The following is a 21,264-nucleotide window of genomic DNA, read 5'->3' on the forward strand; positions in this document are numbered from 1 at the left end:
TTAACTCTGAGTCGTTTTTGTATCGTCAACAAGTGCACGAATTGCATTCGGCTCAAGGCCGCGCATGTCTAGTGAGGCTGGCTTGTCCGTTAGCCAAAGCAGCTCGGTTACCACTGTCAACGCAATCGCATAGGGGGTTTTATTGCTAAGTTTAGTGTTATGAATACAGCCAATGGGGCTGCGTACACGCTCTATTTGCTCAGTGGTATAGCCTTCGCGCTGCAGCCGTCCTCGGAAGCTTGCCCATTTGCTATCAGAGCCGATTAGTCCTATTGAGGCGATGTCCTGGCGCTGTAGTAAAGCGGTAATAAGCGCATAATCTTCATCATGGTTGTGGGTTAATACCAGTGCGTGACACCTGGGTGGTAGGGCTGAAGTTGCCTCCTGTGCACTGCTCAGCTTATGGCAACTGAGTCGCGATTGCTGCTGGTCGTGTTCGTTAAATACATCGGTTCGGCTATCAAACCAGTGTATTTGCCAGGGTAGCGGTTCGCTAAGCGATACGATTTCTCGCCCGACATGACCGGCGCCAAATAAAGCGATACTGATAGCGGCACCAGGAAACATTTCCAGCAGCACATTGACGTAGCCGCCACAGCACTGGCCGCTGCGCCCACCTAGCGAGAATGCCTCTAAGTGAAAGCCCGCGCGGCCTTGCTGTAAAAAGTCCCGCGCAGCGTGGATAGTTTGCCACTCGAAAGTACCGCCACCTAGCGTGTCATAGATCGCCTCTTGAGTGATCACCATACGCGCGCCGGGTTCACGCGGAGTTGAGCCCGCGCTGGTTACCTGAGTAGCCAATACGTGGGGAACACCGCTACGCTGCAAGCGATCGAGTGCCGCGTGCCAAGTTTCTGCTGGGGGCCGTGTCATAGTGCTTTTTCTCTAATTGCGTTTGCAGCGAGCATCACTCTTTCAGGAGTGGCGGGAGTGTCGAGATGGGGAGACTGTTGGTAATCGGTTAAGCTTGAAAGCGCATCACGTAGTGCAGACCAGACACACATACCAAGCATAAACGGCGGCTCACCAACGGCTTTAGAGCGATATAGGCTTGCCATGGAGTTTGGGTGGCCTTCCAATAGTTCAACGTTAAAAATCGCGGGAAGATCGCCAAACGTGGGTATTTTATAGGTTGCAGGTCCGTCGCTAACCAGCGCACCGCTATCGTTCCACTTAAGCTCTTCACTGGTTAGCCAGCCCATTCCCTGGATAAAGCCACCTTCTACTTGGCCAATATCAATGGCAGGGTTTAGCGAATTGCCAACGTCATGTAGTACGTCAACGCGGTTGACTAAATATTCGCCGCTCAGGGTGTCAACACTCACTTCGGCGACAGCTGCTCCAAACGCGTAATAATAAAAAGGGCGGCCTTGGCCCGTTGTACGGTTGTAATGAATCAATGGTGTCGCATAAAAGCCTTTTTCTGAAAGCGAGATACGATTGAGATAAGCTGTTTGGACAAGCTCTCCCCAAGGGATGCGACGCTCGCTTTCTCCAATACCAGCAATCAGCATGCCATTTTCCAGACGCATCCCTTCTCGATCTAAGCCGCCCTCAAAATGCACCGCAGCAAAGTCGAATAACCTTGCGCGCAATTTACTGGCGGCATCTCGCGCAGCCATACCATTGAGGTCGGCACCGCTTGAGGCCGCGGTAGGAGATGTGTTGGGTACTTTATCCGTGCGAGTTGCGCTAATCCGCACGCTATCTAAATCCAAGCCAAGCTCGCGAGCCACAACTTGGCAAATCTTGGTGTGCAGCCCTTGCCCCATTTCGGTGCCGCCGTGATTGATCATGATGCTGCCATCGGTATACACATGCAGCAGCGCACCAGCCTGGTTGAGGTGCTGGGCGGTAAATGAGATACCAAACTTTACTGGCGTTAGCGCGAGCCCTTTTTTAATAATGGGACTGTTGCTATTAAATGCCTTAATAGCCGCACGGCGCCCCCAGTAATCACTACTGGTTTCCAGTGTGTCTACCAGTGTATGGAGTAACTGTTTTTGATCCACTGATTGGCCGTAGTGAGTGACGTCGCGCCCGTCGCGATAGAAGTTGCGTTTGCGTATGGTGAGAGGGTCCTCACCGACTTTGCGCGCGATATCATCCATTGCAGCTTCGATAATCATCATACCCTGAGGGCCGCCGAAACCACGAAAAGCTGTGTTAGAAGCGGTATGGGTCTTAGCGCGATGACCGGTGACGCGGGCATTGCCTAATGAGTAGGCGTTGTCGGCATGGAACATTGCACGATCAATAATGGCGTCCGAAAGGTCAGGTGAATAGCCGCAGTCACCAATAACTGTTATGTCTCCCCCTTGGATGACGCCTTGCCGATTAATGGCTAGTCGGTAGCGATTATGAAATGGGTGTCGCTTACCGGTCGCGCGCATGTCATCACTGCGCGGTAGGCGTATACGTGTGGCTTTGCCAGTTCTGCGGGCAATAATAGCTGCCATACAAGCCCAAGGGGATGCTTGAGTTTCTTTGCCTCCAAAACCACCGCCCATTCGGCGTACTTCAACGGTGACAGCATGAAAAGGAATGCCCAGTACTTCAGCGACAAGCTTTTGGGTCTCACTAGGGTGCTGGTTAGAGGTATGAACAATGACCCCTTCATCTTCAGTGGGCAGAACCAAGCATGCTTGCCCCTCCAGGTAGAAATGTTCCTGCCCGCCGATGAAAAGCTCGCCTTCAATCGTTTGCTCGGCTTGGCGCAGTTCCGTTTGCCAATCACCACGCTCCTGAACATGTGTAGGGCGAACCACATCATTGCGTTCAGCAGCAGCCACCGGGTCGAGGCTCGCCGGTTGTTCGTCGATACTTAACTTGGCCAACGTTACCGCTCGGCGAGCAGCCTGAAGCGAGGTAGCGGCAACGGCGAAAATACACTGGCCTGCGTAGCTAATTTCTTGATCTACAAAAATGGGATCGCCTGGGAAAACCGGACCGATATCCGTATGACCGGGTACGTCGTGAAAAGTGATGACATCGACAACCCCAGGCGCTTGTTTAACTGCTTCAAGATCAAGCGCGGTCAACGTGCCGTGTGCGACAGGAGACAGCCCCAGAGCTACATGCAGGGCATCTGCTGGTGCTTTGAGGTCATCGATGTAAGCGGCCTTGCCGGTAACGTGTTTTTCAGCGCTTTCATGGAAGCTGGCGGTGCCTGCTTGGCGCTGACCATGGCTATCGACAGTATGGCGGGCAAGTGGGCCTGACCCTTGGATGTGGTCATGTAATTCTCGACGAGCACCGCTGCTGTCGCCATCAAGTTTAGTGAGCGTACGCATGGAGCATCACCTCCTGGTTGGGTGACGAAAGCGATAAGTAGAGGCGTTCTAATAGGTTAAGTGCGGCTTGTTCTCGGTAGTATTGGCTGCCCCGTACATCGCTCATTGGCTGAAACTCTTCAGCAAGGGCTTGCTGGGCTGCTTGAAAGCTAGCATTGGAGACGGGCTGGCCCTTTAGCGCAACTTCTGTTTGACTCGCTCGCTTGGGAGTGGCAGCCATACCGCCAAAGGCAATGCGAACATCCTCCATCACACCTTGATTAACACGGTAGCAAAACGCACCTAATACCGCCGTTATGTCATCCTCGCGCCGTTTAGAAAGCTTCCAAACCCTGAGTGTGGCTGATTCAGCCAGTTGAGGTATAAAAATACGACTGATGACTTCATCAGCAGCCAGTGCGGTTTTTTTATAGTCGATAAAAAAATCACTTAGCAACAGCTGGCGAGTACCGACATGGCTGGTAAGTTCTACCCAGGCATTGAGCGCCAGTAGCACAGGTGGCGTATCCCCAATTGGCGAAGCGTTGGCGATGTTGCCGCCGAGCGTTCCCCGGTTACGAACTTGTTGGGAGCCGAGCCTGTGAAGGAGGTGTGCAAACGCAGGAAAGTGACGGTTAAATAACGGCTCAAGCTGCGTGTACGTAACCCCAGCGCCTATCCACCAACCTGGTTGAGCTTGGAATGTCGCCTCTTCAATTTGGCCTAATTCAGCCACACGAGTGATATCGATAAGCTGATTCAACGCGGTGAGGCGCTGAGTGTTTTCCAACCACAGATCTGTTGCGCCAGCCACAAGGCGTGCATCAGGATAGCGATATCGTGCGTCGGTCAACTCAGCCAAGGTAGTTGGTTGTATGAAGCGTGGTTCGCTCTGTTCGGTTGACTCTGACACAGGAAGCGGCTGGCTGGCTGGCTGCGACGCATCGAACCACTGAGGTGCTTCCCAAGAGAAATCTTGCATGCTCAAGGCGGCGTCACGAATAGGACGGTATCCCGTGCAGCGGCATAAATTTCCACCTAGTGCGGCTTCCAGTGTGTCTGGTGTAAGAGGCGAGGGGCGCTGCTGCTGGTTGGTATGCAAGGTGAACAATGACATGACAATCCCAGGTGTGCAAAATCCGCACTGGCTGCCATGGCACTCGATCATTGCGCGTTGAGCTGGGTGAAAGTTGCCCTCAGTCGCGAGCCCTTCGACAGTAATGACATGCCGACCGTGAAGTTGGTGAGCCGGGGTAATGCACGCGTTGACGCTTAAAAAGCGGCTTTGCATATTGCCTGGATTGCTGATTGCGACTGTACAAGCGCCACAATCACCCGATGCGCAGCCCTCTTTTGTGCCAGTGAAGCCCAAATGATCGCGCAACAGCGTTAGAATGCTGGTGTCAGGGGGTACATGACACTGCTTGGGGGTGCCGTTGAGCAGGAACTCAATCGTAGCCATGCCAAACTCCGTTATGATTGTTCTGACCGATCGGTCAATGTTGTTTAGCTTGAGACAAAAAAGCGCACCTTGCAAGAATTTGTTGCTAGCGCCGCTGTCTGCGCACTTGCACGGCAGGCGTCGATAAACCAATTTAATCTGATAGGTCCCATGGGCTGACCATTGGTGCCTATCCAAAGCGCTTATTAAAGGAGCTTAATCAATGACAGCGGATACCGCTAACCATGAAAATGCCAGCAGAGATCGCATTGAACAGACCATCCTGAGCGCTGCTGAGCAGGTGTTTTCTCAACATGGTTATCGTGGTGCCAGCCTTCAGGCAATCGCCGATATAGCAGGTCTTCCTAAAGCGAATATTCTCTATTACATGGGTAGTAAGCAGCTGCTTTATGTTCGACTGCTTAATCGAATGATGAACCGCTGGAATGCGGTACTTGAAGACATTACACCTGAAAGTGACCCAGCTAAGGTGTTAAGCGATTTTATACGTACCAAGATGATGCTGGGCCAGCGCTACCCCGAAGGTTCAAAGTTATTTGCCGCCGAGATTTTGGCGGGTGCGCCTTTCTTGAGTCATTACCTCTCTGGGGAGTTGAAAGAGTGGGTAGCTTCTCGTGCAGAAATTATCCATCAGTGGTCTCAGCTAGGAAAAATGGATGATGTCGATCCGCGCTGGCTTATATTCTTGATTTGGTCGTCCACCCAACACTACACGGAATACAGTGCGCAGGTAACGGGGATTTTAGGGACTGAGGAGCTTGGCGAAACGGATTTCGAGTCTATTTGCCGTTTCCTTGAGCATGTGATTTTGAAAGGATGCGGTATTTCAACGTCGCATTTATCAAACGACTCATCAGTTTAGCTACTATGCCCCTATTGGCGATGTCTACGCTTCCAATTGAGCAGCACCTCAAGCCGATTCAGACGGCTCTCTCTGAACATAACCGACTTATCTTGGTCGCTCAGCCGGGGGCGGGTAAGACAACCCGAGTCCCGCTGACCTTGCTAAACAGTCAATGGGCGCAGGGCCAGAAGATACTGTTGCTAGAGCCTCGACGGGTAGCTGCTCGTTTGGCGGCAAGCTTTATGGCCGCGCAGCTTAATGAGCCTATCGGTAAGACAGTTGGCTATCGTATGCGCGGGGACAGTAAAGTGAGCTCGGATACTCGTTTGGAGGTGCTCACTCAGGGCGTCCTGACGCGTATGCTACAAGATGATCCGTTGCTCGAAGGAGTCGCCGGTATCATCTTCGATGAGTTTCATGAGCGCAGCATAGAAGCAGATCTTGGGCTGGCGCTATCGCTGGACATTCAGCAAAGCGTTCGCGATGACTTACGACTGGTGGTGATGTCTGCGACGCTAGATGTTGCCGCGCTAACAAACGTATTGGGTCGCGATACATGCGTGATTGAAAGCACAGGTCGCGAATTCCCAATCGACACATATCACCGCCCTTTGGGGGGCGATGAGACGCTAGACGCCGCTGCTTACCGAGTGGTAACCGAGGCCTTGGCGAATGTTGATAGCCGCGACGTGCTGGTGATTTTACCAGGGGTAGCAGAGATAACCCGGCTAGTACAAATGCTGGAAAATAGTGCCTTTGATGTTGAGGTGCGCGCATTGCATGGCGGCATGTCCATCGAAGCGCAGCAAGCTGCATTGAGGCTACATGAAGCACGCCAGCGAGTGATTGTCGCGACGGCCATTGCGGAATCCAGCGTGACTGTTGATGGCGTTAATGTGGTCATTGACGCGGGCTTGGAGCGAGTACCGTTGTTTCAGCCGCAAACAGGGCTTACTCGACTAACTACCCGGCGCGTCAATCGTGCCAGCGCTGATCAACGTCGCGGACGTGCAGGGCGGCAACAGCCGGGCACGTGTTATCGGTTGTGGTCTCAAGAGCAGCCAATGGTTGCTTACGGTGAGCCCGAGATAGCCCAAGCTGATTTATCAAGGCTAGCGCTGGAAGTCGCCAGATGGGGAGCACGTTCGCCAGAAGAGTTAGTTTGGATGACGCCACCGCCTAACGGTGCATGGCAAAGTAGTCAGGCTTTGCTCCGTCAGCTTGGCATTCTTGATACAGTGGGATTATTAACACCCTTAGGTAAACAAAGTGCGCGCTGGCCGCTTGAGCCACGTTTAGCGGTCATGCTGTCGAAAGCAGCGTCATTGAATGCAGTACCGCTTGCCTGTGCTTTAGCAACTCTGTTAGAGGGCAGAGAGCGTGTCAGTAGCTCGCTAAGAGATGCGCTGGCTCAGCGGCTCGGCCAACCCAGGCGATTTCCTCAATGGCAACGAGAAACTCAGCGTCTTATGGATATGGCTAGCCTCAAGCTGCCAGATAAGCTACCGCTTGAGCCGCTTAGCTGCCTGCTGGCGATAGCTTACCCGGATCGTGTTGGTCAATTCATCAGTCCAGGTCGGTTCAAGCTTGCCAATGGCAAAACCGCCACGCTCTCCGCTAGCCACCCCCTGGCGAATGAAGCATTTATCGTCGCCGTTAGCGTAGAGAGTGCCAGTAGTGAGGCGGCAATTTACCTGGCAGAACCGATTATGCAGACAGCGCTTATTGACTTTTACCCTGAAACTCAACAGTGGGAGGAGCGTGTTACTTGGTCAGATGCCCAAGGAAAGCTTCTTGGTGAAGCTGTTCAGCGCCATGGTGAACTTGTATTGGCACGTCGGCCCTTAGCGGAGTTATCTAGAGAGGCCGTCCAGCAAGCATTGCTGAGTGCATTGAAACAACGACCTGCGGCGCTTTTTAATGGCAAGGTTAAGCAGTTACGGGGGCGAATGGCGCTAGTGGCGAGCCTTTATTCTGACGTATGGCCTGACTGGTCAGAGAGCGCGCTATTGGACAGTTTGGATGTATGGCTGTCACCTTACATGACGGGTATAACACGCTTCAGCCAGCTAGAAAAAATGCCATTTCATAGCTACTTAATGGCAACGCTTAGTTGGGACGAGCAAAGCCATTTTGAACGTTTAACACCGCCGTCAATAATGGCTCCTAGTGGTAATCAAGCATCGGTTGATTATGAGCCTTGCCTAGCAGGAAGACCGCCAGTGCTTGCTCTGAAGTTACAGGAAGCGTTTGGTTGGCAGGATACTCCCACCGTTGCGGACGGTCATATGCCTGTTGTCATTCATCTGCTTTCACCAGCCAAAAGGCCGCTTCAAGTGACTCAGGATTTACGCAGTTTTTGGGTGAATGGCTACCCAGAGGTGCGTAAAGAGATGCGTGGCCGCTATCCTAAACACCCCTGGCCAGAAGATCCGATGACCGCTCAAGCAACGGCATCGACAAAACGACATAAAGTTTAATGGTGCCGTTTAAAGAGAAGCCTGATCGAAGAAAATCATTCCGTTTGCTCATCAGGTATTTTACCTGGTAAGCGATAGCGTACTCCGTCGGCGCGCTGCTCTTCATAACGCCGGTTTTCTTCTTCTGGGGGCACTCCCAGTACAGTCTCTTGCGACCCATCCGGCCAAGTGTAAGTTGTGCACCCGGTTAACGATACTAAGACCACGGTTATCAACGAGAACAACAAAATAAATCCACGACATTTGGGCATGTTAGGCTCCATCACCAGTCAAAAGCTGCTCTTAGCAAAGCGTGCGTAGTGTGAATGGCACGACAGCAAGTCGCAAGCTTAATCCCAAATTGTTAGATTTGTTAGATTTCTTCCCAAAGGCTACGTCGAAATTCATGGGAAAGCTGAGATACCTTAGCGAAACGCTCAAGGTTAGCATCGGTAAGCGTTTTGACCATCTCTTGGTAATGCTCAGTGAGTTCCTTAGCGCTACAGCTCTCGTTGTCATCAGTCAGGCATAGCGTCAGTTTTTCGCTACTTTTAGCGATAGCTTGGAAAAGCTCGGCCTCCAGTTGCATGGCTTCTGTGACGCTCTCAAGCCATGCAATCTGACAACGTACCATTGGCATGGTGCTCAATAGGCAGTAATGCTGCCACCAAGCCACGATATCTTGGTGAACGTCGTTGGCGGATGAGGGCTGCTTGTTGTGTGTATGGTCCATGGCAGGTTCCTATCGAGTTTTTCAATTTGTGAGGCATTCTTCACAGGTTCTCCTATCTTCAACTATAGCTAAAGCTATGCAGAAGAGCTGCACATTCAGACAGCGCGATACGTGATAGCGAGGAGAGGCTCAATGTGGTCAGTCGTTAAATCAGTACTGTCAGCACTTTTAGGTGTACAAAATGACCTCAAACGGCAACAGGATTTTTCTAGCGGCAACCCCGCTGTCTTTATTGTGACGGGGATTGTAGTCACGCTCATATTTGTTTTGATCTTAGTGGGGATTGCAGTGATTGCATCGCGATGAAGCGTTGATACACCTCACGATAGTTGTTCGTGACGAATGCCACATGTTTTCTATACTGACGTTAATCAGTTAATTCTGACCTAATAAAAGGGTTGGCGAGAACAACAATAATAACGGAGGTCGCTATGCATCTATCGTGGCAATGGCTGCTAACCATTACCAGTGCCTTCAGTATCACTCAAGCTCATGCTCATGATAATGGCTGGAATATGCCTATTGGGGTCACCGATATCAGCCAAGATATTTTTGGGCTGCATATGGCGATTTTTTGGGTATGCGTGGTAATTGGAGTGATTGTGTTTGGGGTGATGTTTTTCTCACTATTCAAATACAGACACTCAAAAGGGGGAAAAGCGGCGAATTTTCATGAGCATACCTCCGTTGAAATTCTTTGGACCGCTATTCCTATTCTGATTTTGATTGGCATGGCCGTGCCCGCAACGGCGACGCTGAAGAATATGTACGATTCTTCAGAAGCTGATCTAGATGTGATGATTACTGGCCAACAATGGCGCTGGCGCTACGAGTACCTTGGTGAAGATGTTGCGTTTACATCCAATATGAGCACACCAACTGCACAAATTCGTGGAGAAGAATCGAGAGATGAACACTATTTGTTAGACGTAGATGAGCCATTGGTACTGCCGATCAATCGTAAAGTGCGCTTTTTAATGACGTCAGATGACGTTATTCACTCTTGGTGGGTGCCTGAGCTAGCCGTTAAGCAGGATACGATTCCTGGGTTCATCAATGAGAACTGGGTGAAAATTAATGAGCCGGGGATCTATCGTGGTCAATGTGCTGAGCTTTGCGGCGTTAACCACGGATTTATGCCAGTGGTTGTGCATGCGATGGAAGAAGAAGAGTTCGAAGCATGGCTGGCAGAACGTAAAGAAGCCGCAGAGCAAGAGGCGATGGGGGTTGACCGAGAGTGGGAAATGGATGATTTGATGGCGCGGGGGGAGACTGTTTATCAGACTATCTGTTCTGCCTGTCACCAAAACGAAGGTCAGGGGGCGCCACCCGCATTTCCTGCACTAGCCAATAATAATCAATTGATTAGCGATTTGGATTGGCATATGGATCGGGTTATTAACGGTGTTTCTGGCGCTGCTATGCCCGCATTCCGCAGCACGTTAAATCCTGTCGAAATAGCTGCTGTTGTTACTTATACCCGCAATGCTTGGGGCAATGAGACAGGTGATGCGGTGCAGCCAGCTGTGGTGGCCGAACGTATTGCACAATAATTTAAGGTACTAACAATAAATCAGGCGGAGATGCTCATGGCGCCCAAACTACCTCCTCAACACTCGCTGCAACATAGCTCCACTGCAGCGGCTGGCGGTCACTCTCATCACGACCATGCAGCTCAGCCCAAAGGGATACTACGCTGGGTTTTGACAACTAATCATAAAGAAATTGGTTCTCTATACCTGATTTTTTCTCTCACTATGTTTTTTGTTGGAGGCATATTTGCCCTAGTAGTGAGAGCCGAGCTATTTCAACCTGGTTTGCAGCTTATAGAGCCGGAATTTTTCAACCAAATGACCACCATGCATGGATTAATAATGGTGTTTGCTGCGGTAATGCCAGCGTTTACTGGGCTAGCCAATTGGATGATTCCACTGCAGATTGGTGCGCCGGATATGGCGCTGCCCAGGCTTAATAACTTTAGTTTCTGGCTGCTTCCGGTGGCGTTTACATTGTTACTTTCTACACTATTTATGCCGGGGGGCGGGCCCAATTTTGGCTGGACATTTTATGCGCCATTATCGACGACTTACGCACCTGCCTCTACAACATTCTTTATTTTAGCCCTGCACATTGCAGGTATTAGCTCGATTCTTGGGTCTATAAATATTATTGCGACCATTCTGAATATGCGCGCACCTGGAATGCGCATGATGGATATGCCGCTGTTCGTATGGACATGGTTAATTACGGCTTTTCTATTGATTGCGGTAATGCCTGTACTAGCGGGCGTTATAACCATGATGCTGATGGATATAAACTTCGGTACCAGTTTCTTTGACGCTGCGGGTGGCGGTGATCCAGTGCTTTTCCAGCACTTATTCTGGTTCTTTGGCCACCCTGAAGTTTACATCATGATTTTGCCGGCTTTTGGTATTGTCTCAGCCATTATTCCTACCTTCGCGCGTAAGCCTTTGTTTGGGTACGCATCTATGGTGTATGCCACGGCAGCTATCGCGCTGTTGTCATTTTTAGTTTGGGCACACCATATGTTTATCGTCGGTCTTCCGCTAACAGCGGAGCTGTTTTTCATGTACTCGACCATGCTGATCGCCGTGCCCACAGGCGTGAAAGTATTTAACTGGGTGACCACGCTGTTTCGTGGCTCGATCAGTTTTGAGCCGCCTATGCTGTTTGCTTTGGCCTTCGTCGTGCTATTCACCATAGGTGGTTTCTCAGGACTCATGTTGGCCATTGCACCTGCGGATTTCCAATACCACGATACCTACTTTGTCGTGGCGCATTTCCATTATGTACTGGTGCCGGGGGCTATTTTTGCCATTATGGCTGGCGTCTACTATTGGCTACCCAAATGGACAGGCCACTATCCTAACGAGCGACTTGCCCAATGCCATTTTTGGTGCTCTATCGTTGGCGTTAATCTAACGTTTTTCCCTATGCATTTCGCAGGCTTGGCGGGCATGCCAAGGCGCATTCCTGACTATGCCTTACAATTTGCGGATTTCAATTTGCTCTCCAGCATTGGTGCCTTCTTTTTTGGTGCGTCACAGCTGATGTTTGTATTGGTTGTAGTGCTGTGCGTGAGAGGAGGTAAAAAAGCACCTGCAAAAGCTTGGGAAGGCGCAGAAGACCTAGAGTGGAGCGTTCCCAGTCCGGCACCATTGCATACTTTTGAGACACCGCCCGTATTTAACCGTACCCATCATCATGACTAATAGGCTATCTATCAGTGGATGGCCTAGGGGGATATATGGCAGTCAACGATACGGTGCAATCAGTTGGGGTTAAGCGGACGGTTATTCGTACGGTGGCGGCGCTCATTGGAATGTTTGCCTTCGCATTCGCACTGGTCCCTCTATATAACGTGTTCTGCAGTGTGACAGGGCTTAATGGCAAGGTGGATACAACGGCCAAAGCCATTATTCATGAAGGAGTTGATCAGTCTCGTTATATTACTGTTCAGTTTATTACTCGAGGTAGTGCGGGATTGCCATGGCGAATGAGCGTCGAAAACCGCCAAATGCGTGTGCACCCAGGCCAAACAGCTGAGGTAGATTTTACGTTTACTAACAACAGTCATGTCGAAATTTGGGGGCGGGCTGTACCTAGCGTTTCTCCTTCAAACGCTACGACGCATTTAAGAAAAGTAAGCTGTTTTTGTTTCCAAGAGCAGCAACTTCAGGGGGATGAGCGTTTGACGATTCCTCTGATATTCCAGCTATCGCGTGACCTTCCCGAGGACATTAATACGATAACGCTGGTGTATACCTTGTACCCGGTTCATCACTTAGTAAAAGACACCTCGAAGAATGACAACAACACGATAGGGGATTCGATATGAGTGGCGGCTACTATGTTCCAACAACGAGTCGATGGCCTATTCTAGGCTCGCTGGCGCTCGGGGCTATGATGGTGGGTACAGGGATTAAGCTTGTGTACGACACGGGTACCCCGTTCATGCTAATCGGTGTGGCTTGTGTAATCACCGTCATGGGGCTTTGGTTCAGAGATGTTATTCACGAGTCAATGAGCGGACTTTACGATGCCCAAATGGATCGCTCGTTTCGGTGGGGGATGGGCTGGTTTATTTTTTCGGAGGTGATGTTTTTTGCAGCTTTCTTTGGTGCGCTGTTCTACGTTAGAACGTTCGCTATACCCTGGTTGGGTGGTGAAGGTGCAAAAGGTGTTTCTGCGTTGCTGTGGCCTGATTTTGTCGCTCAGTGGCCGTTGTTAAACCCGCCTGATTCATCAGTGGCTGGCCCGGATAGTGTCTTAAGTCCATGGCAATTGCCACTCGTCAATACGCTCATTTTGGTAACGTCTAGCATTACATTAACGGTCGCGCATGAGGCTTTAAAATTGGGCGAACGTAAGACGTGCAGAAACTGGCTGTCAGGAACTGTATTGCTAGGCTGCTGTTTTATTATGATTCAGGGCGTCGAATATTATGAAGCCTACAACCATTATGGCATTACGCTTGAGGCAGGTATCTTCGGCGCTACTTTCTTTATTCTGACGGGCTTCCACGGCGTTCACGTCATTATAGGTACATTAATTTTAACCAGCATGCTGATACGTATACATAAAGGACACTTTGCCCAAGATCATCATTTTGGTTTTGAAGCCTCTTGTTGGTATTGGCACTTTGTAGATGTCGTGTGGGTTGGGTTATTTATTTTTGTATACGTTTTTTAATCAATCAGCCTAAATCTCCCGACCAGAAGCCAAATACTAACAAGGCCATGAGTAGGCATGTTAACCCAATGCGCCATTTAAGGGATGCTAGTAGCCGTCGCGAGCTGCTGTCATCCTTTAATAAAAAACCTGCGCCGGCCGCTAAGCTAGCGACTATTCCAATAAAAACTAGGCCAATGAGCAGCTTTAACCACATGAAGAAAACCTCTTTTGGGTCGCAACGTCTATACGTCTGGTGTGTGTTTTGGGGCGTATTAGTTTTACTAGGTATCTTCCTAGGACTATGGCAGTGGGAGCGTGCCGCTGACAAGCGAGTTTTGTTAGCCGCACGGGAGGCTGCGCCTTCGGTTAAATCGCCTCTTACTATGCCAGTAGAGGGATCTGAGTTGCATTTGCAAGGAGAGTACCTCGCTAACCATACGCTTTATCTGGATAACCGCATTGTAGACGGGCATTTGGGCGTGGCTGTGTTAACCCCTTTTCGAGATACTTCTGATCAGTTGTGGCTTATTCAACGAGGTTTTATTGAAACAGGGCCAAGTAGGGCGGTGCCTCAAGCGGATACTCCAGAGGGTGTCGTCAGCGTTTCAGGAGAGTGGCAGGTTGCGCGCTCCGGCGGTCCGCTATATGGCAAAAACAGGGAAGGGCTAAGGCTGCAGCAGATCAGTTTAACCCCATGGGAATCAACATTGCCGGCCTTCACTTACGCTGGCTGGCTGCATGCTGATCAGGGTGAGGGTGTGTTTACGCCCTGGTGGGAAGCAAACGTGATGCCGCCTAGTCGCCATCTTGGCTATGCTTTTCAATGGTGGGGGTTAGCGCTTGCTGCGACAGTGGTCATGGTATTGGGCGGCCGTCGCCTGCGCAAAGATAGCCTTGCAAAAGATAGTCTTACAAAAGATAGCTTTACAGGTTGCTGAGGGGAAAAGCATGCAACAACGCCAGCCAGTTCATTATCCGCGAGTTAAATTGATGCTGATATTTGCAGCATTTGCGGCGCCTATTGTTACTGCGTGGATAATGTTGACATGGCAAATAGGCATACCCAGTGAAGATACTGCCCATGGTCAAGTGCATGTCAGCGTACCAGTACTAGATGACTGGCCTCTGAGCGCTCAACCCGAAAAAAACGATGCTTGGACACTGGTATTTGATTGTACTTCTCTCTGTGATGAGCGCATGGATGAATTGTGGCGTCTGCACCGTGCGTTGGGCCGTGAAGCTCCTCGTTTACAGCGGCTGCGAATAGGTGGGAGTGCACAAGAGCTGCCAGGAGAAACGGTTAATCGTTGGCTGGCAGAACCTGCATGGCGTGAAGAAAATAGTGTATGGCTAATGGATCCTTTCGGCAGGCCAGCGTTGTCATTTAATAAGGCAGTGCCTGCAGCTGATATTCTCGATGATATACGTCACTTGTTTAAGGTTAACCCGCTATAGCGAACACCACATCGTTACTCTGCATGCTCGACCTCGCAGGTCGTAAGGAAGCAACGTGCCATATTCCACTGAGCGACGCTTACAATGGCTGAAACGTTTAACCTTGATCGGTACTACGCTGACAGCGTTAGTGATTCTAGTTGGTGCATGGACGCGCTTGGTTGACGCAGGTTTGGGATGCCCAGATTGGCCAGGTTGTTATGGGCGGTTGTTAGTCCCTGACGCCGAGCATGCTGCCTTGCAGCATCCCGATGTTCCTCTTGTGCCTTTTAAAGCATGGGTAGAGATGGCTCATCGGTATGTAGCAAGTTTGTTAGGACTTATTGTTTTAAGCGTAGTGGCGCTGGGTTTTTCATTACGTAAACGTGCGGGATTTCCATGGAAAGTAAGTATTCTCTTGCTCGTTGTTATTCTACTTCAAGGCGCATTTGGCGCTTTTACAGTGACGCTAAAGCTTTGGCCACAAGTAGTTACTTTGCATTTGTTGGGTGGGCTAAGTGTACTGATGGTGTTTTTTTGGTTGCATTTGCGAACTCGGCATAGCTTGACAAAGCTTGTGTCTACCTCTTCAGGCCATACCTCCTCAGGCCATAATTCTTCACCTACACGCTATATCTCTCCACTTAGGAACGCTAATGTGCTTTGGGTGATAGGCGTGTTGGTATTAGTTTTGCAGCTTGCTTTAGGTGGCTGGGTAACCAGTAACTATGCAGGTATTGCCTGCCAGGGGTTTCCAACCTGCAATACGCAATGGTGGCCGGAAATGGACATAAGCGAAGGCTTTCACCTGACACAAACTGTTGGCCCTAATTATTTACACGGGCAGTTACATGCCGACGCACGGACGGCTATTCACGTTATGCACCGTATTGGAGCGCTTCTGCTTGGCATTGTAGTGTCAGCGCTATGGTGGCGATATCGCCATGCTGTGTCTGTTGGGCGAGCGCTCAGATTGGTGGTAATTGCTTATTTTGCCCAAGTTGCGCTTGGTATTGCTAATGTGTTGCTGTGGCTTCCACTATGGCTGGCTCTGTTACATACCGCTGGAGCGGTTGCGCTGACCTTGAGTATGGGCTGGGCGGTCTGGTGCTGGAAATATCGCTCTAGTCAGCACTTTAGTGAGGTGAATGATCTAAAGTCAACGCAGGTTTTCTTGACGTAAGGTGAGGTTTTGCTTCTTTAAAAACAGTGGGAGGCTGTTTGTTTTTGAGCTGAAACAGAGCTGGAAAATAGTCAAAGTGGTCTCATTGGGGGAATAGGGTGTACAATTATCGTCAAGCTTTCTACCTCTCCGTTGTGAAAGGAGCGTTATGAGTTCCACAGGAGCGCTGTTGTTATTCATCGTTGCAATGATTGTCATTGCAGCTCTTGGTTTTTATGCCTATAAGCTTCGTCAAGAGGTTAAACGTCGAGAAGCATTTCGGCTGGACGAAGAACGTCGTGCCCATCAAAACAGCCTGGAGAATCTGGATTTTGTTGCTAGTGCGCTTGTGCAAGAGCAAGTCGACATTACAGAAGGAGCTTGGCGATGCAAAGTGCTGCTTGAGATCATTGATTCTAGCCTAACAGAGCGTCCAGACTTTCAGGCGTTTGCAGAGGTGTACAATCGTACTCGGCATTTAAAAACTCACTCCGCACGTAAGCAATTGACGCCACGAGAGCGAATGCAAGAAGATAAAGAGCGTATTGCTGTTGAGGACGAAATGCGTCCTGCCGTACTTGAGGCAGCAAAGAAGATCATTGACTGGAGGTCCAAAGGATCTAGGGGTCTTCATTAACCTTGTTTAACGAGCATGGCGGGCTTTGAGTACGGTAGCCTATGTTTTTTGGCGCTTATTGCGTCAACTTTGCTATGCTGAGAATGTCGGTATTGGCAAGAAGTTGATATCTCGGCATTGTTGCCTTCTCGTGATTAAACGTTAATCATTAGAAAACGTTCAGCCTTATGGTGAAAGTACATTGTTGCCATGGTGCTGAGCAGCGAAAAATGGATGCTCTCGCAAATTAGAAGCATTGGGATAGATTTGGTCTTATGACCATGTCAGCATTGGATCAAGAAGGAGTTTTGCATGAAAAAATCAACGACTGGCTTGCTAATCGGTTCTGCACTGGTGGTAGGTTTATCAGGCTGTGCCAGCTCAGCATCACAATCATCTGGCCAAACCAGCGCAAGTAGCGATCGCGATTGGTATCAGCATCCTTTCGTTTGCGGCCTGGCGGGCAGTGTTATCGGCGGCAGTATTGCATACGCAACTAGCGGCAATTCTGACGAAGATGAAAATACCGCTATTGGTGCAACTGCTGGTGCAGCGATCGGTGGTCTGTTGTGCGCTGATCGTACGCCTGAGCCCGTAGCACCACAATGCCCAAGCTATGGTGAAGTACCTGCTGGCGTTGCTGTAGATGCTGAAGGCTGCCCGCTGGACTCCGATGGTGATGGTGTGCCAGATTACCGCGATCAGTGCCCGGGAACTCCTGCTGGTGTAGCTGTTAATGCAAATGGCTGCCCACTCGATTCTGATAATGACGGTGTGCCGGATTACCGCGATCAGTGCCCCAACACTCCTGCAGGTGTTGAAGTTAACTCACTGGGCTGCCCTGAAAGCTTAGTTCTTCGCGATGTTAACTTTGAATTTGACTCCGCACAGTTAACACCGGGTGCGCAAAATGTGCTAAACGGTGTGGCTGAGCGTTTAGTTAATAACCCGAACGTCCGTGTGAGCATCGAAGGCCACACTGATTCTCGTGGGCCGGATCAGTACAACAAAAATCTGTCGCAGCGCCGTGCAGAGTCTGTTGCTGCTTACCTTGCCCAGCGTGGCGTAGGTGCTAACCGTATGCGCGCTATTGGCTACGGCGAAGAGCGTCCGGTTGCTAGCAATGATACCGATGCGGGTCGTGCACAAAACCGTCGTGTAGAAATGGATGAGTGGAACTAAGCCACGCATCGCTACGTTAAAGGGGGAGGCCATTGTGCCAGTGATTAATGCCCTTTAAGCACGAAACGGGAGGCTTATGCCTCCCGTTTTATGTTGTGGCTGGCTAAATTCTGGTAGGCTGGGCAACCCTCAAAAAGCACCTAAACACTCTCGATCATTGATAGCGAAATGTGATCCTTGGTATGGATCACCACTGCGCTCAAGGAATATCTTAATGCCCATAGTAACATTGCCGGATGGCAGTCAAAGAACGTTCGAAGCACCACTTTCTATCATGCAGCTCGCAGAATCCATTGGCCCTGGTTTGGCCAAGGCCTGTGTGGCTGGCAAGATTGACGGTGTATTGGTCGATGCTGCTGACTTGATCGAGCAAGATGCTGAAGTGGCGATAATTACCGCCCGTGATCCTGAAGGGCTTGAGATTATCCGCCATTCCTGTGCTCACTTGATTGGACATGCGGTTAAGCAGCTATACCCTGATGCCAAGATGGCCATCGGGCCAGTGATTGATGATGGTTTTTATTACGATATTGATTTCGGCAAGTCGGTAACGCCTGACGACTTGGAAGCCATCGAAAAACGCATGCAATCACTTATTGAGCGTGATTACGACGTGGTGCGTGAGTACGTTGATCGCGACAAGGCGATGAAAACGTTTATTGAGCGTGGCGAAACGTTCAAGCAGGAAATTGTCCGCGATATACCTGAAGGTGCAACAATACGTTTGTATCACCACGAAGAGTACACGGACATGTGTCGTGGGCCGCATGTGCCGAATACGCGCCACCTGAAAGCATTCAAGCTGACCAAGCTGGCTGGCGCATATTGGCGCGGAGATGCCTCAAACCCAATGCTGACACGTATTTACGGTACAGCATGGGGCGATAAGAAGCAGCTCAAAGCTTATTTGAAGCGCCTAGAAGAGGCTGAAAAGCGAGACCATCGCAAATTGGCGCGCAAAATGGATCTTTTCCATTTGCAAGAAGAAGCCCCAGGCATGGTTTTTTGGCACCCCAATGGCTGGACGATGTACCAGGCGCTAGAAGATTACATGCGCAAAATTCAGCGAGCGCATGGTTATCAAGAGATTAAGACGCCGCAAGTAGTAGATCTTTCGTTGTGGAAGAAATCGGGCCACTGGGGGCACTACAGTGAGCTCATGTTTACTACTGAGTCAGAAAAACGTGAGTATGCGGTTAAGCCAATGAATTGTCCCTGTCATGTACAGGTATTTAATCAGGGGTTGAAAAGCTACCGCGATTTGCCGTTACGTCTCGCAGAGTTTGGTAGCTGCCACCGGAATGAACCATCGGGCTCGTTGCATGGTCTGATGCGCGTTCGTGGCTTTACTCAAGATGATGCGCATATTTTTTGTACCGAGGGTCAAATTCAGGCAGAGGCGGAAGCATTCATTGCGCTTACTCTGCAAGTTTATGAAACGCTTGGTTTCGAGGATGTTGAGCTCAAGCTGTCAACTCGTCCTGAGGACTTTCTTGGCGAAGCAGAGATGTGGGATCGGGCAGAGCAGGGGCTTGAAGCCGCGCTCAATGCGACGGGGCTTGATTGGGAGCTTCAGCCTGGAGAGGGGGCTTTTTATGGCCCGAAAATTGAATTCGCTCTGCGTGATTGCCTGAATCGTGTTTGGCAATGTGGTACTCTACAGTTAGATTTTAATTTACCAGGGCGCTTAGGCGCGCAATACGTTGATGAAGATGGGACACGAAAGACCCCAGTGATGCTTCATCGTGCTATCTTAGGTTCTTTTGAACGGTTCTTGGGAATCCTAATTGAGCACTATGCTGGTGCGATGCCGCTATGGTTGGCGCCTCAGCAAGCTGTGTTGATGACCATTACTGATGCGCAGCGTGATTATGCGCTTGAGTTGGAGCAACGGCTGCAAAAAAATGGCTTACGAGTTAAAGCGGACTTGAGGAACGAGAAGATCGGCTTTAAAATCCGTGAGCATACGTTACAGAAAGTTCCCTATCTCCTTGTGGTGGGAGATAAGGAAGTCGAAGCTGACTCAGTGGCCGTGCGAACTCGCAGCGGCGAAAACCTCGGTACAATGACAGTCGATGAATTCATCGAACGTTGTAATGCAGAGCGAGCAGCCCTGGCGACATCGTCAATTGCCTAAGGAGACGGAGCAATCAAGCGAAGCAATCAGCGCGGGCGTCCACAAGACAAGCGCCCACCAATGAACGAGAGAATTACCGAAGAAGAAGTACGTTTGATCGATGCTGAAGGTGAACAGTTGGGTGTTGTGCCCACCACCGAAGCACTTGAGCGTGCAGAAGCTGCCGGTTTAGATCTCGTACAAATTTCGAATGCCGATCCCATTGTTTGTAAGATTATGGATTACGGCAAATTTGTTTTTGAGACGAAGAAGCAGAAAGCGGCTCAAAAGAAAAAGCAGAAGCAAATTCAGGTCAAGGAAGTCAAATTCCGTCCTGGCACTGACGAAGGCGATTATCAGGTCAAGCTAAAAAACCTGACGCGCTTTCTAGAAGGTGGTGATAAAGGCAAAGTCACATTGCGCTTCCGTGGTCGTGAAATGGCGCACCAGGACATTGGTCGTAAACTAATGGAACGGATTGCGGCAGACCTGGAAGAGATCGGAGCGGTAGAGTCTTTCCCGAAAATGGAAGGGCGCCAGATGATCATGATTATTGCCCCGAAGAAGAAGTGATCCAACGGCGAAGCTAACGGGTCAGCGTGAGAGCGCTGATCGGCCCTGGGTTTTCTAAAAAATATCGAGCGGAGTTTTCTCATGCCGAAAATCAAAAGTAACAGTGGCGCTGCCAAGCGCTTTAAAAAGACCGCTAATGGCTTCAAGCACAAGCAGTCTTTCCGTAGCCACATCTTGACTAAGAAGTCGACCAAGCGTAAGCGTCAGCTACGTGGCATGAAGCAGATCCATGCTTCTGACAAAGCGCTGATTCAGCGCATGCTGCCGAATCTGTAAGGTCGAATTTTCTTATCTGAGTGCATTTAGCCTCAGCCATAAAGTCAGGAGTGTGTTATGACTCGTGTTAAGCGTGGCGTAGTTGCCCGTCGTCGCCATAAAAAAGTATTGAAGCAGGCTAAAGGTTACTACGGAGCCCGTTCGCGTGTTTTCCGTGTTGCCAAACAGGCTGTCATCAAAGCCGGTCAGTATGCTTACCGTGACCGCCGCAACCGCAAGCGTCAATTCCGCGCTCTGTGGATTCAGCGTATTAACGCTGGTGCGCGCATCAATGGCATGTCTTACAGCCGCTTTGTTGGCGGTCTGAAGAAAGCCGGCATTGAAATTGATCGTAAAGTATTGGCCGACCTGGCGGTACACGAGAAAGCTGCATTTGCGGCTATCGTGGAAAAAGCCAAGGCTGCCCAATAAGACGCATTGCACCGAGTTTAATCTCAGTG

22 protein-coding genes are annotated in these 21,264 nt (G+C 50.2%); 16 read left to right on the forward strand and 6 right to left on the reverse strand.

What is annotated here, in order from left to right; all coding sequences use genetic code 11:
• Genes xdhC through xdhA form a run of 3 tightly spaced genes read right to left on the reverse strand, consistent with a single transcriptional unit; the run spans position 1 to position 4,734 of the window.
• Positions 1-873 (reverse strand): xanthine dehydrogenase accessory protein XdhC, encoded by an 873-nt coding sequence (gene xdhC, locus IR195_RS08800; protein ID WP_125747558.1) that lies wholly within the window; start codon positions 871-873, stop codon positions 1-3.
• Positions 870-3,293: a xanthine dehydrogenase molybdopterin binding subunit gene (gene xdhB, locus IR195_RS08805; RefSeq protein ID WP_206049442.1), complete on the reverse strand. Its 2,424-nt coding sequence runs from the start codon at positions 3,291-3,293 to the stop codon at positions 870-872. The genes xdhC and xdhB overlap by 4 nt, the downstream gene beginning before the upstream one ends.
• A complete protein-coding gene (xdhA, locus tag IR195_RS08810; RefSeq protein ID WP_206049457.1) occupies positions 3,277-4,734 on the reverse strand; it encodes a xanthine dehydrogenase small subunit in 1,458 nt (485 codons plus the stop codon). The genes xdhB and xdhA overlap by 17 nt, the downstream gene beginning before the upstream one ends.
• A gap of 202 nt (positions 4,735-4,936) precedes the next feature.
• Here xdhA and IR195_RS08815 point away from each other — a divergent pair, with 202 nt between their 5' ends.
• On the forward strand, positions 4,937-5,596 hold the full coding sequence (locus tag IR195_RS08815; RefSeq protein WP_206049459.1) for a TetR family transcriptional regulator C-terminal domain-containing protein: 660 nt from the start codon (positions 4,937-4,939) through the stop codon (positions 5,594-5,596).
• A gap of 20 nt (positions 5,597-5,616) precedes the next feature.
• Positions 5,617-8,058, forward strand: a complete 2,442-nt coding sequence (hrpB, locus tag IR195_RS08820; RefSeq protein ID WP_206049461.1) for an ATP-dependent helicase HrpB — start codon at positions 5,617-5,619, stop codon at positions 8,056-8,058.
• A 35-nt stretch (positions 8,059-8,093) separates the two neighbouring features.
• Here hrpB and IR195_RS08825 read toward each other — a convergent pair whose 3' ends face one another.
• On the reverse strand, positions 8,094-8,309 hold the full coding sequence (locus IR195_RS08825; protein ID WP_125747569.1) for a hypothetical protein: 216 nt from the start codon (positions 8,307-8,309) through the stop codon (positions 8,094-8,096).
• 101 nt (positions 8,310-8,410) lie between these two features.
• A complete protein-coding gene (locus tag IR195_RS08830) occupies positions 8,411-8,770 on the reverse strand; it encodes a hypothetical protein (RefSeq protein WP_206049463.1) in 360 nt (119 codons plus the stop codon).
• 132 nt (positions 8,771-8,902) lie between these two features.
• Here IR195_RS08830 and IR195_RS08835 point away from each other — a divergent pair, with 132 nt between their 5' ends.
• From IR195_RS08835 to IR195_RS08855, 5 genes are all read left to right on the forward strand, one after another.
• Complete coding sequence (locus tag IR195_RS08835) at positions 8,903-9,076, forward strand: DUF2970 domain-containing protein (protein WP_125747573.1); 174 nt, start codon at positions 8,903-8,905, stop codon at positions 9,074-9,076.
• Positions 9,077-9,201: 125 nt separating this feature from the next.
• Entirely contained in the window at positions 9,202-10,323 is a 1,122-nt protein-coding gene (gene coxB, locus IR195_RS08840) for a cytochrome c oxidase subunit II (RefSeq protein WP_125747576.1), read from the forward strand.
• A 36-nt stretch (positions 10,324-10,359) separates the two neighbouring features.
• Positions 10,360-12,003 (forward strand): cytochrome c oxidase subunit I, encoded by a 1,644-nt coding sequence (ctaD, locus tag IR195_RS08845; protein ID WP_241006821.1) that lies wholly within the window; start codon positions 10,360-10,362, stop codon positions 12,001-12,003.
• A gap of 35 nt (positions 12,004-12,038) precedes the next feature.
• Complete coding sequence (locus IR195_RS08850) at positions 12,039-12,629, forward strand: cytochrome c oxidase assembly protein (RefSeq protein ID WP_206049465.1); 591 nt, start codon at positions 12,039-12,041, stop codon at positions 12,627-12,629.
• Positions 12,626-13,483 (forward strand): cytochrome c oxidase subunit 3, encoded by an 858-nt coding sequence (locus IR195_RS08855; RefSeq protein WP_146945139.1) that lies wholly within the window; start codon positions 12,626-12,628, stop codon positions 13,481-13,483. The genes IR195_RS08850 and IR195_RS08855 overlap by 4 nt, the downstream gene beginning before the upstream one ends.
• Positions 13,484-13,487: 4 nt before the next feature.
• On the opposite strand, the gene IR195_RS08860 is transcribed toward IR195_RS08855, so the two are convergent.
• Positions 13,488-13,679 (reverse strand): DUF2909 domain-containing protein, encoded by a 192-nt coding sequence (locus IR195_RS08860; protein ID WP_038483896.1) that lies wholly within the window; start codon positions 13,677-13,679, stop codon positions 13,488-13,490.
• Here IR195_RS08860 and IR195_RS08865 point away from each other — a divergent pair.
• The 9 genes from IR195_RS08865 (at position 13,678) to rplT (ending at position 21,235) form a co-directional block, all read left to right on the forward strand.
• Entirely contained in the window at positions 13,678-14,403 is a 726-nt protein-coding gene (locus IR195_RS08865; RefSeq protein WP_206049467.1) for an SURF1 family protein, read from the forward strand. The genes IR195_RS08860 and IR195_RS08865 overlap by 2 nt on opposite strands.
• A 10-nt stretch (positions 14,404-14,413) precedes the next feature.
• On the forward strand, positions 14,414-14,920 hold the full coding sequence (locus IR195_RS08870) for a hypothetical protein (RefSeq protein ID WP_125747587.1): 507 nt from the start codon (positions 14,414-14,416) through the stop codon (positions 14,918-14,920).
• A 55-nt stretch (positions 14,921-14,975) separates the two neighbouring features.
• Positions 14,976-16,082, forward strand: coding sequence for a COX15/CtaA family protein (locus IR195_RS08875; RefSeq protein ID WP_206049469.1), 1,107 nt, complete (start codon positions 14,976-14,978; stop codon positions 16,080-16,082).
• A 148-nt stretch (positions 16,083-16,230) separates the two neighbouring features.
• Complete coding sequence (locus IR195_RS08880; RefSeq protein ID WP_146945143.1) at positions 16,231-16,698, forward strand: DUF2489 domain-containing protein; 468 nt, start codon at positions 16,231-16,233, stop codon at positions 16,696-16,698.
• A gap of 291 nt (positions 16,699-16,989) precedes the next feature.
• On the forward strand, positions 16,990-17,859 hold the full coding sequence (locus IR195_RS08885) for an OmpA family protein (RefSeq protein ID WP_146945144.1): 870 nt from the start codon (positions 16,990-16,992) through the stop codon (positions 17,857-17,859).
• A 214-nt stretch (positions 17,860-18,073) separates the two neighbouring features.
• The gene (thrS, locus tag IR195_RS08890) at positions 18,074-19,996 is read left to right on the forward strand and encodes a threonine--tRNA ligase (protein WP_206049477.1); all 1,923 of its coding nucleotides are present in this window, start codon (positions 18,074-18,076) and stop codon (positions 19,994-19,996) included.
• Between the two features lie 60 nt (positions 19,997-20,056).
• Complete coding sequence (gene infC / locus IR195_RS08895) at positions 20,057-20,548, forward strand: translation initiation factor IF-3 (protein ID WP_009724290.1); 492 nt, start codon at positions 20,057-20,059, stop codon at positions 20,546-20,548.
• 81 nt (positions 20,549-20,629) lie between these two features.
• On the forward strand, positions 20,630-20,824 hold the full coding sequence (rpmI, locus tag IR195_RS08900; RefSeq protein ID WP_009724291.1) for a 50S ribosomal protein L35: 195 nt from the start codon (positions 20,630-20,632) through the stop codon (positions 20,822-20,824).
• 57 nt (positions 20,825-20,881) lie between these two features.
• Entirely contained in the window at positions 20,882-21,235 is a 354-nt protein-coding gene (rplT, locus tag IR195_RS08905; protein ID WP_009097607.1) for a 50S ribosomal protein L20, read from the forward strand.
• The last annotated feature ends 29 nt before the right edge of the window (positions 21,236-21,264 follow it).

The sequence above is a fragment of the Vreelandella venusta genome (genome assembly GCF_015689495.1).
Lineage (GTDB): Bacteria > Pseudomonadota > Gammaproteobacteria > Pseudomonadales > Halomonadaceae > Vreelandella > Vreelandella venusta.

Excerpts from the sequence above, each read along its gene's own strand:
- xdhC (WP_125747558.1), bottom strand. The coding sequence starts at position 873 with ATGACACGGCCCCCAGCAGAAACTTGGCACGCGGCACTCGATCGCTTG.
- xdhB (WP_206049442.1), bottom strand. The coding sequence starts at position 3,293 with ATGCGTACGCTCACTAAACTTGATGGCGACAGCAGCGGTGCTCGTCGA.
- xdhA (WP_206049457.1), bottom strand. The coding sequence starts at position 4,734 with ATGGCTACGATTGAGTTCCTGCTCAACGGCACCCCCAAGCAGTGTCAT.
- IR195_RS08815 (WP_206049459.1), top strand. The coding sequence starts at position 4,937 with ATGACAGCGGATACCGCTAACCATGAAAATGCCAGCAGAGATCGCATT.
- hrpB (WP_206049461.1), top strand. The coding sequence starts at position 5,617 with ATGTCTACGCTTCCAATTGAGCAGCACCTCAAGCCGATTCAGACGGCT.
- IR195_RS08825 (WP_125747569.1), bottom strand. The coding sequence starts at position 8,309 with ATGCCCAAATGTCGTGGATTTATTTTGTTGTTCTCGTTGATAACCGTG.
- IR195_RS08830 (WP_206049463.1), bottom strand. The coding sequence starts at position 8,770 with ATGGACCATACACACAACAAGCAGCCCTCATCCGCCAACGACGTTCAC.
- IR195_RS08835 (WP_125747573.1), top strand. The coding sequence starts at position 8,903 with ATGTGGTCAGTCGTTAAATCAGTACTGTCAGCACTTTTAGGTGTACAA.
- coxB (WP_125747576.1), top strand. The coding sequence starts at position 9,202 with ATGCATCTATCGTGGCAATGGCTGCTAACCATTACCAGTGCCTTCAGT.
- ctaD (WP_241006821.1), top strand. The coding sequence starts at position 10,360 with ATGGCGCCCAAACTACCTCCTCAACACTCGCTGCAACATAGCTCCACT.
- IR195_RS08850 (WP_206049465.1), top strand. The coding sequence starts at position 12,039 with ATGGCAGTCAACGATACGGTGCAATCAGTTGGGGTTAAGCGGACGGTT.
- IR195_RS08855 (WP_146945139.1), top strand. The coding sequence starts at position 12,626 with ATGAGTGGCGGCTACTATGTTCCAACAACGAGTCGATGGCCTATTCTA.
- IR195_RS08865 (WP_206049467.1), top strand. The coding sequence starts at position 13,678 with ATGAAGAAAACCTCTTTTGGGTCGCAACGTCTATACGTCTGGTGTGTG.
- IR195_RS08860 (WP_038483896.1), bottom strand. The coding sequence starts at position 13,679 with ATGTGGTTAAAGCTGCTCATTGGCCTAGTTTTTATTGGAATAGTCGCT.
- IR195_RS08870 (WP_125747587.1), top strand. The coding sequence starts at position 14,414 with ATGCAACAACGCCAGCCAGTTCATTATCCGCGAGTTAAATTGATGCTG.
- IR195_RS08880 (WP_146945143.1), top strand. The coding sequence starts at position 16,231 with ATGAGTTCCACAGGAGCGCTGTTGTTATTCATCGTTGCAATGATTGTC.
- IR195_RS08885 (WP_146945144.1), top strand. The coding sequence starts at position 16,990 with ATGAAAAAATCAACGACTGGCTTGCTAATCGGTTCTGCACTGGTGGTA.
- thrS (WP_206049477.1), top strand. The coding sequence starts at position 18,074 with ATGCCCATAGTAACATTGCCGGATGGCAGTCAAAGAACGTTCGAAGCA.
- infC (WP_009724290.1), top strand. The coding sequence starts at position 20,057 with ATGAACGAGAGAATTACCGAAGAAGAAGTACGTTTGATCGATGCTGAA.
- rpmI (WP_009724291.1), top strand. The coding sequence starts at position 20,630 with ATGCCGAAAATCAAAAGTAACAGTGGCGCTGCCAAGCGCTTTAAAAAG.
- rplT (WP_009097607.1), top strand. The coding sequence starts at position 20,882 with ATGACTCGTGTTAAGCGTGGCGTAGTTGCCCGTCGTCGCCATAAAAAA.